We start from the raw sequence: 17,281 nt of genomic DNA on the forward strand, positions 1-17,281 counted from the left end.
ACGTTGCGGGCCGAGCTTGATCGATTAATCGCCGCCAGTGGCGATGGCAAACCCGACAGCATGCCGATTGACGAAGGCATCCAATCCGGCTTACCCGAAGAGTCGATCCGCTAAGTTCGGTGTGGTGCAAGTAAGAGCGTCGGTGTAGCGACACCGACAATTGCATCACTGAGTTGTCGACAGGGACCCTAAGTGAGATGCCCAATCGTCCACTTCGAGACCATTAGCTGGATCGCAGCAGCAGACGATGGCCGGGGATGTGCGGGGTTAAAAGATGGGAGGTTAAAAGATGGGAAAACAGGGGTGGATCAAAAGTATTCCGGTCTAACAACTCTCCGTGTCTCCGTGTCTCCGTGTCTCCGTGTTAAAACGCATCGCTGTAACAAATTTAGAGACGGCAAATTACGGCATTTGCGTTCCGTAGCTACGCTCGCCAGAGCGTGGATGGTTGTCGCGCAAATACGAATCACCACCTTCTGGCGAAGGTAGCTCCGAGAAAATGCTTCACAGCGCTCGCTCAAGCGGCTAACGGGATTTTACCCAATGATTCCTGCCTCACTGCTTCGATCTATTGGGTTTCGGCCTTGTAGCGGATGCGAAACAAATCAAAACGTGAATTGATACGCAAATTCGCGAGCGCTTGGTCACCGTCGCGAATCAATGCAGTCGATGTCGTGTTTGTTGGGAAGCCAGCGTCGGTGCTTGTAAGCACGACCCAGTTGAATCCGCTGGAGCTACGTGAGATGTACGCGGCCATACCGCACGCGCCACCACCATGCGCCGCGGTAAAGCCGTTTTGCGAGGGCCAGATATCCCAGCCAAATCCATAGAAATTCGGTTTCGGTGATCCATCGTCTCGAACAAGCGGTAAGCCTGTGGGTGGTGAAAACATCGCCTTGATCGCATTGGGAGATAGGATTCGCATGCGTGTTGGCGAGTCGAAAGCGGCTAGTAGTCGCGAAAGGTCGACTGCGGAGGCGAGCCAGCCTCCGTGCGACTCGACAACCTTGTTTGGCCATGTTCGATGATCACACTCAACAAAGCTACCGCGGATCGGCTCTCCATTCTCTTTTGCATGGGTGTATGCCGTAGCCTCGTTGTCGTACGGTTCGTCCGCGCGAAGTCGCATCTGTTGAATGCCCAGCGGCCTCAACACCTCGTTCGTCACGTAATCTTCGTAGGTTTTTCCTGTCACTTTCTCGATCACTCTGCCCAAGATGCAGTAGCCAAAGTTTGAGTAGGCATGCTTTGTGCCAGGGTCAAAGTCCAACGGCTTTGTGAGCATGTATTGAACAATGTGATTCGGGTGCAACTCGTCGTGGGCGATGTTTCGATGCGCACAAACACGCACTCGGTTGCTTGTTCCCAGTGGGTCATAGGAAGCGTTTCGATCCCATCCGCCCGTATGGTTCAGAAGGTGCCGGATGGTTACCGCTCGAATTCGAGCATCAAACTCGTCGTTTCCGTTTGCAGACGGATCTAGCTGCAATACGTCAATAAAACGATCATCAAGCCCAAGCTTCCGGTCCTGGACAAGCTTCACGACCGCAATTGCGGTAATGGGCTTGGATACGCTGGCGATACTGAACAGCGTTGTTGGTTCCGCCGGAGCTGCGATGGATAAATCGCGATATCCGATCGCTCGAGCGTAGATCAGTTTGCCGTTTCGTGAAACGGCAACGGCCGTCCCGACGGCATCGCGGTTACTTGCGAATTGTTCAACCAGCGGATCAAGAACCGACGCGATTTCCTTCGCAATCGTGGGGGCCGACGATGGATCGGGCGAGATCGGAATGACGTCGCTTGGACGCGACAGCGGTTCCGCTGCATTGGTAAATGTAAGGTAGAGCAACACGCTCGCCACGAAGGCCGGAATCGTAATGTGCTTGATCAAGGTGCGGTCAAATCTAGGAAGACGGGGGGATTCGGGACGGTAGACAGTTGGTTCACAGCATGCCGGCGATAATTGCATTGCCGTAGAGGATGTTATATCGGCTAAAATGATATCCGATTCGAATCGCAGTTGCCCGTCGCTTCGCGACTTTTCCGACGCGGGGGGCGACCGCAAACTGCCGGTGCAGCAACTCGCACAATTCAGGCTTCATCGAATTTTAAGCCAATTGGCCCGCAAATCACGTGAACAAATGCGAATAAGACCAGCAGAACAAATACATTCGCGTCATTCGCGGGCGAATCATTTTGCGGGACATCCGCTTTGTCGTAATCGGTTTGCATCCGATGAACAATCGACGATTTGCTGGAGCTTAGAACAAGGACGGTGCTGCGAATCTCTAAGTTTGCAATCCAGCGAGGGATCGCCGTTGGCAACGATACTGGACACTGCGATACAATCGATTCGCTGACTGATGTTGGAAGCGGCGTTTCAGGCGAGGCGAGTTGGCGGACGATTTCGCTTTGGGAACTTTAGGACATTATGTTCGACGAGAAATTCAGGTGGAGGTTTGGCAATGACGGATGATGTGTCGATTCCTCAGCAACGAGACTCGTCCCAAAGCATGTGGGCGGTGTGGATCATGCTAATTGCCTTTATCGGTGTTTGCCTGGGGGCGGCCGGGGTTGGAGCGATTGCGACGACTTCTGAAATCGATGGATGGTACAAGACCATTGAAAAACCATCGTGGAATCCTCCGGCATACGTCTTCGGTCCCGTCTGGACGACGCTGTACGTGATGATGGCGGTCGCAGCGTGGTTGGTATGGAAGCCCGCTGGGCTGAAACCTGCCAAGACTCCGCTAAGCTTGTTCGCAGTGCAGCTTGCACTGAACATCGCTTGGTCGTGGGTCTTCTTTCGCTTTCACCAACCAGGCTGGGCGTTCGTGGAAATCGTGATTCTATGGCTGGCCATCGCGGCAACAACCATCGCGTTCTTTGGGCGGTCGAAGATCGCAGGCTGGTTGATGGTCCCGTACTTGGTGTGGGTCAGTTTCGCCAGTGTGCTGAACTTCGCGATCTGGCGTTTAAATTGACCGTGGCGGGGGATGCTATGACATCGTTAACGAAACGCAAGTTGGACTTTCACCGGCGATGAAGTCGTAGCGGAGATCGAGCGACTGCGACGCGAGGGGTACTCAAGGACCAAGAATTGGAACTTGACCCAAATCTGTAAACATCTGACTTACACGATGAAAGGGGGGATGGATGGATTTGGTTTTCGATTGCCGTGGATCTTGCGAGCGACAGCTTTCAAATGGATTTTCAGGCGAATCCTGCGAACGTGAAAGATGTCCAGCGGACCCACGATCAAACGTTTAAAACCCAAAACGCAACTCGGTGCGGACGACGACGCGATCATCGATCAATGTATCGTGCTTCTCGGCCAAGCCGAGAAGTACGATGGTTCGTTTGACGATTACCCCTTTCTGGACAATCTAAAGGCGGATGAGTGGCGACAATTTATGTGGCTTCACGCTGCCCATCACCTTGGCTTCCTGATTCCCAATTCGAAGGAGGATGCCCACACTTAGGTTGGAAATCGCACTCGTTGATTCCGTTCGTCTAGAGACGCCGCTGGTCGCCTATCGTCGAAAGTGAGTTACTCGACCTGCGCCGGTCGCTCTCGTGCGGCACCGAGTAACGTCTGAGACCCGGTGGTAACAAATTTGGGCGAGAGGCTATTCCAAGTAACTCTTGAGCATCCAGACAGTTTTTTCGTGCACTTGGATCCGCGCGATCATGATGTCTTCGGATTCCGAGTCGCCTGCCTCGCCTGCTTTATCGCGTGCGACTTTTAGGTCAGCGAGCAATTTCTCGTTTGATTTGACGAGATGCGTGACCATTTCCTTGGCCGAGGCATCTTCGGCGATCTCATCAATCCCTGCCATTTTCGCCAAATTCGACAAGCCTCCGGGCGCCAATGCACCCTTGGCTCGAATTCGCTCGGCAATCTCGTCGACGGCAAGAAACAGTTCGTTGTACTGTTCTTCAAACGCCGTGTGCAACGAAAAGAATGATGGCCCGCGTACGTTCCAGTGGCAAACATGGGTTTGCCCAATTAACGCATACGTGTCCGCGACGACTTGTCTCAACGCTTGGGTGACGGGATCGCTCACTTCAATAGTCCTTTGGAATTTGGTAGGAACGCAAAGCCCTATTATAGAGGAGCGGAAAGGGGCGTTGCTTGATAGCTGCGCCCATTCGGAGGTACAAATTGAAAGAAGATGTGTCTCGAAAAAATTCGATGATCGTCGGTTACCCGCTATCAATCCGAATTCTCAGGAGCGACAGGGCGGCCTGCGGCCTTGATGTGGTTTCGCAGTTCTTCCAGCGGAACGCATCGGTCGTAAATCGCAACCTCGTCGATCTGTCCGACGAATCGCCGATAGACCGACGTCGGGTAGACCTGCCCCACCAAAATTTGGACGTTTGGGCTCAGCGGCACCGGGTTGTTTCGTTCCGCTGCGAGTTGTCCATCGACCCACAGTATTTGACGATCCCCTTTTTTCGCGGCGACAACGTGTTGCCATACCCGAGCTTGGTACTGTCCATCGGAAAACAGGCTGGTCGCGCTGATTGGTTGCGATGCACCAAGTTGGCGATGAACAAAACGAAATCGGTTGGCCGGCGAATCGCTCAAGCGATGGGTAAAGTAGTGCTGAGCGGTGGTTTCAAGCATCATCGTATGTTGATATCGCCCATCCTCGAGTTCCTCGACATCGTGCAAACAGAGCACTTCACCGTGGTGAAATAGCTGCGGCTTGACCCACATTTCGATGGTGTATTCATCAAGAGGTTCTTGCGGCCAAGGTTGCAGCGTGCGGAATGCCGATGATGTCGACGTCCCTAGTTCCGCCACCCGGTTATTGCCATATTGACGCCAACTCGGGCTGCCCATCACCGTCGCATCCATGCCCGCTGCGCTGCCTTGGTTTTTGACAAACTGAGGAAAATCGCCTTTGAGTTCCTCGAATCGCCAGTAGATGCTTGGCTGAGATTCCATCACGGCGCTAACGTATCGTTCCCCGATATTCAGCGGATCAAAACCGGGTGATCGAGCCGAAACAAAGTTCGCCTCCGAAGCATTGAACTTGACAACCGAGGCGCCTTCTCGCGACGTAAGGGATAGACGCACCGCTTCCCCTTCTTCCAGGAAAATTTTGCTCGCGTTGAATGCCGCTTGATTGGGTTCTACCGACACGCGTCCAGTGAATAGATGCACTTCCGTTTCGGATTCACTTGAAACCAATCCGATCGAACTTTGCCCATCAACGATAATCCTGCCTATTGCGGTATCGACAGTCACGTTTCTGCTGCCAGTCCCGAGCGTCTTTGCGGTCATTGAACCTTGCAGAAGTCCAATTTGACCGTCGACGCCGATGGAAACGCTTGCGGGGCCCTCGATTCGTACCAGTGCTTCCCCCGCGGTGTCTTCGCCAATTCTTAATTCCGCAATGCCTTCGACAAGCTTCAGAATCTCACCCGAGCTGATCGGTTCTCCGATCGTGGGGACTAAGTCGCCTGATGAACTCCACACACATGCGGTCATCGAAACCAGCTGTGGTGGCTTGGCTTGGGAACTGTGCTGGGCAATGAATTCATTGGTGAACGTCGATTGGGTCGGTGACGGTTTGGCGAACGACCATGCCAAGGATGCGATCAACAGATGGCTGGCAGCCAAACCGACCCACCAATAGGCTTTCGTCCATCGATCAGAATGACGCGAGGATGTATCGGGTCTTCGCGATGATTCCGCGTTGGTGGTAGATGATGTTTCGTTCGAGTTCGCCAAGGACGTTACATGGGACGCAGTCGTCAAGCCTGCGTCGCGATGGCCGCTAAGTTCGCGATCGAGTGCCGGAGCTTGGCTGAATGCTTCGGATAGAACCTCGGCCATTGGCAACGAGTCGAGTCTGCCTGAGTCGCTGAAGGCGCAAAGCTGGTCAATCAGCGAGGCTGCTTCGGCGGCACCGCCTTCGGAGCAAATCAGCTCATTAAGTTCGGCGATCTCGGATTCGCTCAGCGATTCCGACTGCGATTTCACGATCAGGGTGCGTAGTGTTTGCAATGGGTGGTTGTCCATGTTCATGAAAGTGCCTCAGTGGCAGCGCGTTGCACGCATCGTAATAGCATCCCGTGTACTTTACTCAATTCACGGTAGATCGCATGAGTCGAGCGACCGAGTCGATTCGAAATTTCACCGACGCTCAAACCCTCGAAGTACTTTTGGCGGATCAAGTCGTGATCCGAGGCCGGCAGCTTCTTTAGGCACTCTGACAATGCGGTTCGGCGCTCGCTCAGCTCAGCCGAAATGGGCATAGCCGCTTCGGCCAAAGCCTCGAGCGCATCGTCGCTGAGCAGTTTGATACGACGTTTGGATTCGCGATGTTTGAGCGTTTCGTAATGTGCGATACGGCAAGCCCAAGCTGCGAAATTGCCCGTCGGATCGTACTGCGAGAACTTTTGCCACAGCACCACACAGGTCAATTGGAAAATCTCTTCGGCATCATCCTGGTGATTCATCGTAAGGATACGAATGAACGACATCACCTTGCTCGAGTGCATCGCGAGCAAGCGAACGAATTCGTCTTGGGATCGTTCCTCTTGGATGACCGTTTTCCTTGTGGAGTGGAGCACCAGTTTTGACTGCGTAAAGGTGAAGTGAACCAGGTTAGCGCGACTCATTCTTATTCCCGAAGCTCCGCCTTCATTTTGCGATCATTCTTTTGATTTTCTTAAAAAAGGAGGCGAATTCGGCGAAAAGCGGGAATAATTCTCAGATTTCGCGCGAAGAACTTCAAGAGGGACGGGAATCACTCCATACGAGGGCCTTTGTACGCGGCGGGTTGAGTGTCGCGTTTTGCTTTTCCCTCCTCTTCTCTCTTCTCGTATTGGAGTTATTCGAATGAATCGTCAGCGTACTGGATTCACTCTTGTCGAATTACTGGTCGTCATCGCGATCATTGGAGTCCTCGTTGGTTTGTTACTGCCGGCCGTGCAGGCCGCTCGAGAAGCGGCTCGGCGTATGAGCTGCAGCAACAACTTCAAGCAAATCGGCTTGGGCATTCACAATTACCATTCCGCGTACAAGGGGTTGCCGATCCATGGTACCGGTACCGATCGACCCGCGGGACAGCAGATTTACGCGGGTGACAATAACGGAACGAGTATCAACCGGCGTGGATCCTTTTTAATAAGCGTGCTGCCGTTTATCGAGCAACAGGCGCTTTGGGAACAGATTTCAAACCCACTCAATGTGAAGGCGAACGGCTCCGCGAAAAACCCGCCTTGGCAAGCCATGGGGCCGGGGGTAGCTAGGATTGACTATGGGCCCTGGGCGACGAACATTGCGTCGTACCGGTGCCCGAGCGATCCAGGGCAAGGGCTTCCGGCGCTTGGTCGAACCAATTACGGGGCGTGTATGGGGGATTCGTCCGTGATGTCTCGCGAGGGCAAAGTATTCGTTCACCGAGTCTCTAACGGTGCCACGATGCCCTATACCGCGAACAATCAAACTCAGGCGACACGTTCGCGAAAAGTACATCGAGGCATGTTCGTGATGAACAGTCGCATGAGATTCCGCGATACGCTTGATGGCTTGGCTAACACGGTGATGTGTGGCGAATTGACAACGGATCTTGGGGACAAGGATGTGCGAACGTCGTTTCCGCAAGATTCCGCATACAACGACAGAAGTGGGCACGGACGCGCCGAGTGCCGGAGAAACCCCAGGTTCATGGACCAGCATCATGATCCTGAACGTCCGCAATTCTGGAACGCGGGTGCGGGAGGTTCGGTGAGTGCATTGCTTGGACGCGGGTATCGCTGGCATGATGCGATGCACTTCTTTACTCAAGTGCACACAATCCTGCCGCCCAATTCAGGCATCTGTACCGGCGGATTCACCAGTAACGACTCAATGGTCACCGTTTCCAGTCGTCACCAAGGTGGAGCCCACGTCTTGATGGGCGATGGAGCAGTGAAGTTCATCACCGATTCGATTGAAGCGGGTAATAGCAACACGGCAATGATCTCGTATCACGGATCGCCCAAGACGGTTGCAGGCGCACAAAGCCCCTACGGCCTGTGGGGCGCCCTGGGAACTCGTGCTGCCAAGGAAGTCATTGACTCGGAGTTCTAAGGTTTTGAAGGTGACGCCCTTGTTGGCGAAATCGATTTCCAAGCTATATCGATTTTCAGCGTCGTCGCCAGTCATGCCGGCGAGGCTGCCACGGCGGTTTTTAGTCTTTCCCTAAGAATTAGGGACTTTTAAGAAATATACGAATTCATAAAGAGGAAGCGAGGATTACAGATGAAAGCGACAGCAACATTTTGCCTGCTGCTGGCCAGTGTGTTGGTCGGTTGCTCGACGTCCGAGTCAAACTCGGTTGCCGACGGGCTCAGCCAAGAGCAGATCGACGACTACAATGCGCTCGTTGAGAGGGAAGCGAAGCTTGCAGCGGAAGCCGGCGATATCGGCGCGCGTGAGTAGCGAATCGGCCGCTGCACGATAAATCAATCGAAGGCTGATGTGGTTTCTCGCATCAGCCTTTTTTCGTGCTTAGCCGTTTCGGTTGGTTGTTCTTTCAGCACAACCAAAAACATTGCTTCGGAAGCCTCTCGAGAAGAAATCGACAATTACAATCAGATGCTCCAACGTGAGGCCGAGGAAGCAAAGCAATCCTTCGACGACAACAAGTCTAGCCGTCGAACTCGTTGCCCTTTGTGGAAGTGACTAGAATTATTCCGCTTTTCACGTTCGTTCCCTCTCCCGATTTTTCATAGATCCCCAAGGCCTAGACGATGTTGAAATACTGCTCCCTGATATTCGCGGTGATCGTGTCGCTCGATGTGTGCAATGCGAAAGAAGGTCCTGAAACGTCGATCTCAAAACCGGATATCAATCATGACGGTCAATCCAGCTTTGAAGCGATGCTTAGCCGTGGGTACACGCCGCTGTTTAACGGTAAAGACCTATCTGGATGGTGGAATCCCTATCCACACGGAGAAGCCAAAGTCGTTGACGGTGAAATCCATCTGATGGCCGACGAAAAATTCTTCTTGGTCACCAAAAAGAAGTACTCGGACTTTCGTGTCAGTGTTGAAATCCACTTGCCCGAAGGCGACGCCAATTCGGGAGTGATGTTCCGATGTCACGTCGACAAGGACGCAGAGAAGAAGGTCTATGGCTATCAAGCGGAATGCGATGGATCCGATCGGCGTTGGTCGGGTGGTCTTTTTGATGAATCCCGACGTAGATGGATTTGGCCGAGCACGAAGGGGCGTTCGCAGGATCAATTCCTGGAGCACGAAGAAGAATCAAAGGCGGCTTTTGCAGATCCGACGATCGCCGGTGCACTAAACCGTCACGGATGGAACCGGTTTGTGATCACCTGCATTGAAGATCGTATCACGATTGAACTGAACGGAGTGCCGACAGTCACGTTCCGCGACACCGTTGATGCATCCGGTTACATCGGTATCCAGCATCACGGCGAAGATGGCCAAACCTACCGCTTCCGAAATCTGTTCATCAAAGAATTGCCGCAGATTCCTGCAGAGGACTCGGTTTCGCTGACCGACCAAGCACCCGTGTCGGTCAAAAAAATTAGCGACAAAATCACGCTGGTCGATTTTGGCAAAGTCGCATTCGGAAATGTTGCGATGCGTGTTCCTCAAGGGGGACGCGGTGAAGGCAAGGTCCACTTTGCCGAAAAGCTGAAGGATGGCCGAATCGATCGCGAGCCACCAGGAACGGTTCGCTACGGAGTGAGCGGTTTTCGCAATGGCAGCGGGGAAATTGGAAACTGGATCGTGCCAACACCGGTGGATGTGCGAAATACCGAGCAAGCGGGGGCGACGCGAGCTCATCCGCCAGCGGTGTTGACGCCCAAGTCTTGGTTGCCCGTGATGCCATTCCGCTGGGTCGAAATCGAAAATTGGCCCGGTGAATTCAAACCGGAATACATCGTCCGCCGCGCCGCGTTTGCGACTGGCTGGAATGACGACGCGAGTTCGTTTGAGTGTTCCGACGAAACGCTCAACAAGATTTGGGAGCTGTGCAAATACAGCATCAAAGCGACGACGTTCGCCGGCGTCTACGTGGATGGCGACCGCGAGCGGATTCCGTACGAAGCTGACGCGTATTTGAATCAATTGAGCCACTACACGACCGATGACGACGTCGAGATGGCGGCGAGATCGTTTGATTGGTTGATTGAAAATGGAACTTGGCCAACGGAATGGGCGCCCCATATGGTTTTCATGGCTCACGCCGAGTGGATGTATTCGGGCGATAATGATTGGTTAAAACATCGCTACGAATCGCTGAAGGCAAAAACGTTGATGCATCGAAGTGGTGACGACGGTTTAGTTCGCAGCAACGAGATGGATCGCACAAGGCATGACATCGTCGATTGGCCGCAGAAGGAACGCGATGGCTATGTGTTCACGGAAATCAACACGGTCGTGAATGCATTTCACATCGAGGCACTTAAGCAGATGGCCGAGATGGCTGGTGCAGTCGGAAAGCACGAGGACGCCAAGGCTTTTGAAACGCGAGTCGAGCTGGCGCGAGCATCGTTCCAGAAAACGTTGTTCGACGAAGCTGCGGGAATCTATCGCGATGGTGTCGGTACGGATCACAGCAGCATTCACGCGAACTTCTTTCCACTCGCGTTTGGTTTGGTGCCCGAGGACAAACGTGCAGACGTTATCGCGTGGCTCGAAAAACAAGACATGCAGTGCAGCCCCTACGCGGCACAGTATTTTATGGACGCACTGTTCAGTAATGGTAGCGATGAAAAGGCGATTGCGTTGATGACCGCCGATGGAGATCGCAGTTGGAAGCATATGGTCAACAGCGGAACGACGATCTCCTGGGAAGCCTGGGACCTGAAATACAAACCCAACCAGGATTGGAATCACGCCTGGGGTGCGGCCCCGGCGAATCTGTTGCCGCGATACGTGTTGGGCGTGCAGCCGGCGAATGCGGGCTGGAACAGTGCGATCATCCGCCCCTGTCTTGGCAATCTAAAATTCGCACGCGGCCGAGTTCCAACATCGCGAGGACCAATTTCAATCGATTGGAAAAACGAATCCACGTTCACGCTTTCGCTGGTGCTCCCTGACGGTATGACCGCGAAAGTGGAGCTGCCCGCATCCGACACAGCGACTAAGGTGTTCGTCGATGGAAATTCTGTCGCTGCAACCAAGACCGGAAACCGCTGGATCGTAGACGATGAGGTCAGCGGTTCGGTAACCATCGAAGCCAAGTAAGGCACTGTTTGGAAATATCTTCGTTATTCGAGTATTGTTACAAATCACGCGGGTGACTTTTTCACGTGGCAGCAGATTCTCGATTTCGGTGTCAACGAACACCAAATCGGAGATCAAAACGTCGGTCTGAAAACAGCAATCCGCGGCTGGGATTGGGCAAAGGAACATGACGGCAAGAACCTGCAGTGGATCTGGCGACAACTCGCCTACGCCGAACAGGATGGTGTCGTCAAATTCCAAGCGAACCACTTCGATTGCTCCGATGCCGGAATGGTATACTGGTGGATCACGGGTGCAGACCAAGGCGGGAACAATCACGCTACACCCGACGAAGTTAAGGGGATGCTGCTAAAGTCTGCTCTCTGATTTTGCATCCGCGTCCCTCAATTTCTTAGGCTCTTCATTGTTTGTGTATAGCGGTGTCTCGGTCCATACGCTTTGCCGCTGGCGGTCGACGGCAACGTGGGTACTTATCTTGGGGGGATCGCCCGGTAGGGCTCATGCAGCAGTAGCGGCAGAGTGCTAGCCGGAGGATGCCTCACCGCGGAAATTTGCCGCAGAAAAAAATCGAGATCTTGATCGCTTGCGTTTCACGGATGGGGCGAGAAGTGCGTCGCTACTCGGTTGCCGGATCACAACGCTATACTGAGGTGAAATCGCTCGCTTCGAAGAAAAAGGCATAGACTGTGAGACTGGCAAACTTTGTGCATTCCGAGAAACTCAAGAAACGCGAGTTCGAAGCTCGCTTGCCCTCGCTTCGCGCGGAATTGTTGGAGGTACAGAACTCGCTTCGCAAAGCGAATTTCCCAGTGATTGTTCTGTTTGCGGGTGTGGATGGCGCGGGCAAGAGCGAAATGGTGAACTTGTTAAATGAGTGGATGGATCCCAGATGGCTGATCAATCGCGCCTACGCCAGGTCGTCTGAATTGGATACGGATGTAGAGCGGCCGGTTTTTCGCCGCTATTGGCACGACCTGCCGCCCCGCGGTCAGATCGGATTATTCTTGAGTGCGTGGTATTCGCAGGTGTTGCTGGGATCCGTCGCTCAAACCGTTTCTGAATCCGAATTCCCAAGGCATGTCGAACGCATTCGACGGTTTGAACGAACGCTTGCAACCGACGGTGCACTGATCCTCAAGTTTTGGATGCACCTCGACAAACGCCGTCAGCGAAAGCAGCTAGAGAGACTGGAAGTAAACCCTGCAACCGCTTGGCGTGTGACGCACACGGATTGGGCACACTGGGCAATGTACAATCGATTTGTCGTCGCAGGCGATCAAATCATTGATGCGACCGATACTCCGCTCGCGCCATGGCGAGTCATCGACGGTGCCGACCACCGCTATCGCTCGATGGCCATCGGACAACACATTTTGGACGCGATTAAGAAACGCTTGAACGTGTCGTCACCGGCCCCTGTACAGACAGATCACAAACCCAGTTCCGTCGATTGGCTGTCCGGTGTTGATCTCAAACAGACACTCAACAAGAAGGACTACCGACGCAGGCGTGAGCAGGCACAAGGTGACCTCAATCGACTATGTCGACAGGCCAAACAACAAAAAGTATCCAGTGTCCTGGTATTCGAAGGCTGGGACGCCGCTGGCAAAGGCGGCGCCATCCGACGGATTTTGCGGGCACTTGACCCAAGGACATATCGAGTGATTCCGATTGCAGCACCAACGGAGGAGGAACACGCACAACATTACTTGTGGCGATTTTGGCGTCACTTGCCCAGCGCCGGAAACATCACGTTCTTTGACCGTTCGTGGTATGGACGAGTGTTGGTCGAACGCATCGAGGGGTTTGCTCGGCCCGATGAATGGAAGAGGGCCTATAACGAAATCAACGAGTTCGAACAGGAGTTGGTCGAGAGCGGTATCATGATCTGTAAATTTTGGCTGCACATCGACCAGGATGAACAGCTGCGGCGGTTCGAAGAACGTAAAACCATCCGTCACAAAGCGTGGAAGTTAACGAACGAAGATTGGCGCAACCGAGAGAAGTGGGACGTGTATGAAGCAGCCGTCAATGACATGATCCAATACACCAACACTTCGTATGCGCCCTGGACCATCGTCCCGGCCAACGACAAATACACAGCGCGTGTTCACGTTCTTGAAACCGCTTGTGAACACTTGCAGAAGACACTGAGAAATCGTACTCGAAATTAGATCGAACTTCCGGTAGCTACCTTCGCCAGAAGGTGGTGATGCGACATGGATGCCAACAATCCACGCTCTGGCGAGCGTAGCTACGAAACGCGAATGGCGTCATTTCTAGCTTAAAAATGCTTCACGGCGTTGGGCAGGAGTCTGGGGACGAGCGTTTTTGGGTGGCGATTACCGAAAATGCAAAAAAATCCCGCAAATTTCAGCGGTGAAGGCGGGATAACCATTGTGATTGTAGCCGCATGACATTGCGATGATCTGATTCGCGGCTAACCCGCGATTGGCGTGGCGAAAATGCGGTTGTCGCTGGCTTCTCGCCGGGTGCGAACGCAGCCAGGGTCACTTACTCTAACCGCAAGTATCTGCATGATCCCCAAGTTCATTTTTCCCCGTCGCGTCAATGCATTTTCGATCCTGTTGGCGTTGCTCGTTTTGCCCGTGTTCGCGCAGGCCGAGGAACACCAAGCGTCCGCCGACGCGAAGAACGTGCTGATTTTCTTCATCGATGATCTGCGTCCAGAACTTGGTTGCTACGGCGTCGATTCGATTCAGAGCCCTTCGATCGATACGTTAGCGTCCGAAGGGGTGTTGTTCGAACGAGCGTATTGCCAGCAGGCGCTTTGTGCACCTTCGCGCATCAGCATGATGACCGGACAGTACCCAGATCACACCGGAATCGTGGATCTGTTCACGCCACTACGCAAGGTGAACAAGACCGCGATGACGCTGCCGCAGTACTTCCAGCAGCGTGGATACGTGACCGCGTCCTTTGGAAAGGTGTACCACCACTTGCGTGATGACAAAACGTCTTGGTCGGAGATTCCGGAACCGCCCAGTGAAAAGTATGCCGATCCCGAGACGTTGGCGGCGATCGCGAGGCGTGTGAAGGATGCCAAAACGCAGAAGCTCGATGTCGATCAAACGCGTCTTGCGGCCAACGGGCCGCCGACGGAGTGTTTTGTTACTGAGGACGAAGGCTATCGCGACGGCATCGTTGCCAAACAGGCGATCGCATCGCTGCGAAAGAACAAAGACAAGCCGTTTTTTATGTGTGTCGGATTCGCTAAGCCGCATCTGCCATTCGCGGCCCCCAAACGCTACTGGGATCTCTATGAACGAGACCAGTTCAGGGTGCCAAGTCGCCAGCGACCCGAAGGATCACCGGATCTCGCGTTCACGATCTGGGGCGAATTACGCGGATATCATGGAGTTCCGCAGCAAGGGGAACTGTCGGACGAGATGACTCGCGAGCTGATGCACGGCTACGCCGCCTCGGTCAGCTTTGCGGACGCACAGGTCGGCAAAGTGATGGCGGAACTCGATCGACTCAAACTTCGTGATGACACGATCGTCGTGTTGTGGGGCGACCACGGCTACAAACTTGGCGACTACGGGCTGTGGTGCAAACACACAAATTTTGAACTAGACGCGCAGGTGCCGCTGATCATTTCCGCTCCAGGTCACACGCGTGATCAACGCAGCAAAGCCTTGGTGGAAATTGTCGATCTCTTTCCCACGGTGGCATCGATGACTGGTGGCGAAGTCCCCAAGTCGTGCGATGGCAAAAGCCTGCAGCCGCTGTTGCAAAATCCAAACCAGAGTTTCAAGCCGTTCGCTCTGACTCAGTACCCGCGTGGTTCAACGATGGGATACAGCCTGCGAAATGATCGCTATCGATACACCGAATGGATCCAGGCCGGCACGAAACGCGTGGTCGCGCGGGAATTGTACGATCATCAGGACACGAGTACACCGGACCGAAATCTAGCAGCGTCGGCTGAGCAGAGCAAACGAATCTCACGCCTGGCGGAACAGCTCAATGCGGCGCGACGCATTGAAACCACCCGCGTCAAAATGAAGAAGTAAAATACTCTGATGCAAAGCTGCAATCTGTTCGAGTTTTGTATGCCGGTGCGGTGGTTCTTGTCTGGCTGTGGCACCTCGTCGTACGTTTTTCATGATTTCCAATGGACCGCTTCGCTCTTTTTATGGTCACACCGAACATGAACACCATGTTGAAACACTGCACTCTCTTGATTGCGATCCTGCTGTGCGGCGCCGCGGGGGCCGACGAGCCCTGGCAGCGGCACGCAGGTAAGGCTGGTCCAGAGGGGTGGCGCTGCCATGTGATCCAGCCCGATCCGGCCGACCATGGACCAGACGGAAACCGATTAAATCGTTCATGAAAAAACACATCAATACCAAACACCCGTTAATCAAAATTATGTTCAACAGACTCGGCGTCCTGCGGCAAACAAGAAATCTCAAGTCGGCCCTGCAAAAACGATCCAGGCTACTCACCCACCGAGGCATGCAGATCATCATTGCAGTCGCACTGCTAGGATTGATCACCGGCGATGCCGTCGCGGTTGCACCATCGGTTCTTGATCCTCCAGCGGGTGGTCAAAGCGTGCTCACGTTTTCGCAAGACGAGGAATATGTGTTCGCGTCGCGGACGGTCAAAGCCGATGCCAAGTGGATCGAGGTTCATGACCAACCATTCGAGGACGTGTTTCGCATCGAATCGGACACGCGTTTCAGTGATCGGGCCAACATGCAACTCGACATTCCACTAGCCCATCCCGTTCGCAAAGGAGACGTTGTTCTCCTTTCCTACTGGATCCGGCGTCCCAATGCGAGTGGACAGCCGAACAATGTTTACTTGTCGATTGGAAACTCGTCTGGTGAACCTAAATACAAAAACAAATTGTCGGCCTATCGCGATTGGGAACAGCATGTTCGCTCATTTGTGGCACCGCGTCCCATGAATCCCGGTGTCGATCGCGTTCGGTTTGACCTGGGCGAGGCTGGCACGATCATTGAGATTGCCGACCTTCGTCTGATCGATTACGGCCCCGATCGCGACATCACAACGCTGCCGAAGTCAACGATCATGTATCAGGGTCGCGAACAGAATGCCGCGTGGCGAACGTCGGCTTTGGAACGCATCGATCGAATCCGCAAAGGTGAACTTGCGATCGAAGTGGTCGACGCGGATGGGAATCCTGTTCCCGGCGTACGGGTTCGAGCTGCGATGCAAAAGCATGCATTCGGGTTTGGCAACCCCGTCAATTCCGAAGTGCTCGGTGCCCCCACAAGTGACTTTCCGATCAATCCGAAGAAACAAATCATTGTTAATTGGGAAGAAGCACAAGAGTACCGCGAGGTCGTCAAGACGTACTTTGATCGTGTCACCTTTGAATCCGAGCTGCGGCCCCACGTATGGAAGGGACTCAAGGGTAAAAGCGTCGAGGCACGCCGAAAGCATGACATTTTTTTCAATAAGACACTGCCTTGGTTGATCGAAAACAACATCAACGTGCGTGGTCACTATGTCGCCTGGGCTCCGATGGATTTCAATGCGATTGAAAAGGAATTCGTCGGTGATCCGAAGGCTCATCGCGAGTGGCTGTGGACGCACATGAAGGACGTGCTTCCGGCCACGTCCGAATTTGTCACCGAGTGGGACACGATCAATCACATTATTGGTTGGGGAAAACACACCTACGAAAAGGAATATGGCGGGCCAGAGATCTACGCCGAAATCATGGCAGAATCCCGACGATTGGCCCCCAATGCGACCCACGCCATCAATGAAGGAAAAATTCTTCCGGATGGTTACAAACGCGAACCCTACAAGAACATCATTCGCTTTCTGAACGAACAGGGCCAGCCAGCCGATATTGTCGGCTTCATGGCGCACTTTGATTCCACCACGCTGACGCCGCCTGAAGAGTTATTGCAAGTCTATGACGAGTTCGCCGAGATTGCACCGCGTCTGCAGCTCAGTGAGTTTGATGTCGATGCCGGGGATGACGAACAGTTGCAGGCCGACTATTTTCGTGACGTGATGATTGCAACGTTTAGTCATCCTAACT

Annotated in this window: 12 protein-coding genes and 1 pseudogene; 9 read left to right on the plus strand and 4 right to left on the minus strand. The window is 53.6% G+C overall.

Features of this window, described 5'->3' with window-relative positions; all coding sequences use genetic code 11:
* Positions 1-568: 568 nt before the first annotated feature.
* Positions 569-1,894 (minus strand): serine hydrolase domain-containing protein, encoded by a 1,326-nt coding sequence (locus tag ABX962_RS10960; RefSeq protein WP_372719294.1) that lies wholly within the window; start codon positions 1,892-1,894, stop codon positions 569-571.
* A 384-nt stretch (positions 1,895-2,278) separates the two neighbouring features.
* On the opposite strand from ABX962_RS10960, the gene ABX962_RS10965 reads away from it, so the two are divergent.
* From ABX962_RS10965 to ABX962_RS10975, 3 genes and pseudogenes are all read left to right on the plus strand, one after another.
* Entirely contained in the window at positions 2,279-2,428 is a 150-nt protein-coding gene (locus tag ABX962_RS10965; RefSeq protein WP_372719296.1) for a hypothetical protein, read from the plus strand.
* Positions 2,429-2,468: 40 nt separating this feature from the next.
* Positions 2,469-2,987, plus strand: coding sequence for a TspO/MBR family protein (locus tag ABX962_RS10970; protein ID WP_372719298.1), 519 nt, complete (start codon positions 2,469-2,471; stop codon positions 2,985-2,987).
* Between the two features lie 84 nt (positions 2,988-3,071).
* A pseudogene (locus ABX962_RS10975) lies at positions 3,072-3,485 on the plus strand (DUF1569 domain-containing protein).
* 147 nt (positions 3,486-3,632) lie between these two features.
* Here ABX962_RS10975 and ABX962_RS10980 read toward each other — a convergent pair.
* From ABX962_RS10980 to ABX962_RS10990, 3 genes are all read right to left on the minus strand, one after another.
* Entirely contained in the window at positions 3,633-4,070 is a 438-nt protein-coding gene (locus tag ABX962_RS10980) for a Dps family protein (RefSeq protein WP_372719300.1), read from the minus strand.
* Positions 4,071-4,219: 149 nt separating this feature from the next.
* Entirely contained in the window at positions 4,220-6,043 is a 1,824-nt protein-coding gene (locus tag ABX962_RS10985) for a LamG domain-containing protein (protein ID WP_372719302.1), read from the minus strand.
* Positions 6,040-6,639 carry a sigma-70 family RNA polymerase sigma factor gene (locus tag ABX962_RS10990; RefSeq protein ID WP_372719304.1) on the minus strand — a complete coding sequence of 200 codons (600 nt, stop codon included), beginning with the start codon at positions 6,637-6,639 and terminating at the stop codon, positions 6,040-6,042. The genes ABX962_RS10985 and ABX962_RS10990 overlap by 4 nt, the downstream gene beginning before the upstream one ends.
* A gap of 220 nt (positions 6,640-6,859) precedes the next feature.
* Here ABX962_RS10990 and ABX962_RS10995 point away from each other — a divergent pair, with 220 nt between their 5' ends.
* The 6 genes from ABX962_RS10995 to ABX962_RS11020 all read left to right on the plus strand — a co-directional run.
* The gene (locus ABX962_RS10995) at positions 6,860-8,095 is read left to right on the plus strand and encodes a DUF1559 domain-containing protein (protein WP_372719306.1); all 1,236 of its coding nucleotides are present in this window, start codon (positions 6,860-6,862) and stop codon (positions 8,093-8,095) included.
* Between the two features lie 171 nt (positions 8,096-8,266).
* Positions 8,267-8,446 (plus strand): hypothetical protein, encoded by a 180-nt coding sequence (locus tag ABX962_RS11000; RefSeq protein ID WP_372719308.1) that lies wholly within the window; start codon positions 8,267-8,269, stop codon positions 8,444-8,446.
* Positions 8,447-8,886: 440 nt separating this feature from the next.
* Positions 8,887-11,232 (plus strand): family 78 glycoside hydrolase catalytic domain, encoded by a 2,346-nt coding sequence (locus tag ABX962_RS11005; protein ID WP_372719315.1) that lies wholly within the window; start codon positions 8,887-8,889, stop codon positions 11,230-11,232.
* 686 nt (positions 11,233-11,918) lie between these two features.
* Positions 11,919-13,406, plus strand: coding sequence for a polyphosphate:AMP phosphotransferase (gene pap, locus ABX962_RS11010; protein WP_372719309.1), 1,488 nt, complete (start codon positions 11,919-11,921; stop codon positions 13,404-13,406).
* Positions 13,407-13,769: 363 nt separating this feature from the next.
* Positions 13,770-15,269, plus strand: coding sequence for a sulfatase (locus ABX962_RS11015; RefSeq protein WP_372719311.1), 1,500 nt, complete (start codon positions 13,770-13,772; stop codon positions 15,267-15,269).
* Positions 15,270-15,714: 445 nt separating this feature from the next.
* The coding region (locus tag ABX962_RS11020) for an endo-1,4-beta-xylanase (RefSeq protein ID WP_372719313.1) at positions 15,715-17,281 on the plus strand (1,567 nt) is incomplete at its 3' end.

It is taken from the genome of Novipirellula sp. (genome assembly GCF_041583735.1).
Taxonomy (GTDB): domain Bacteria; phylum Planctomycetota; class Planctomycetia; order Pirellulales; family Pirellulaceae; genus Novipirellula.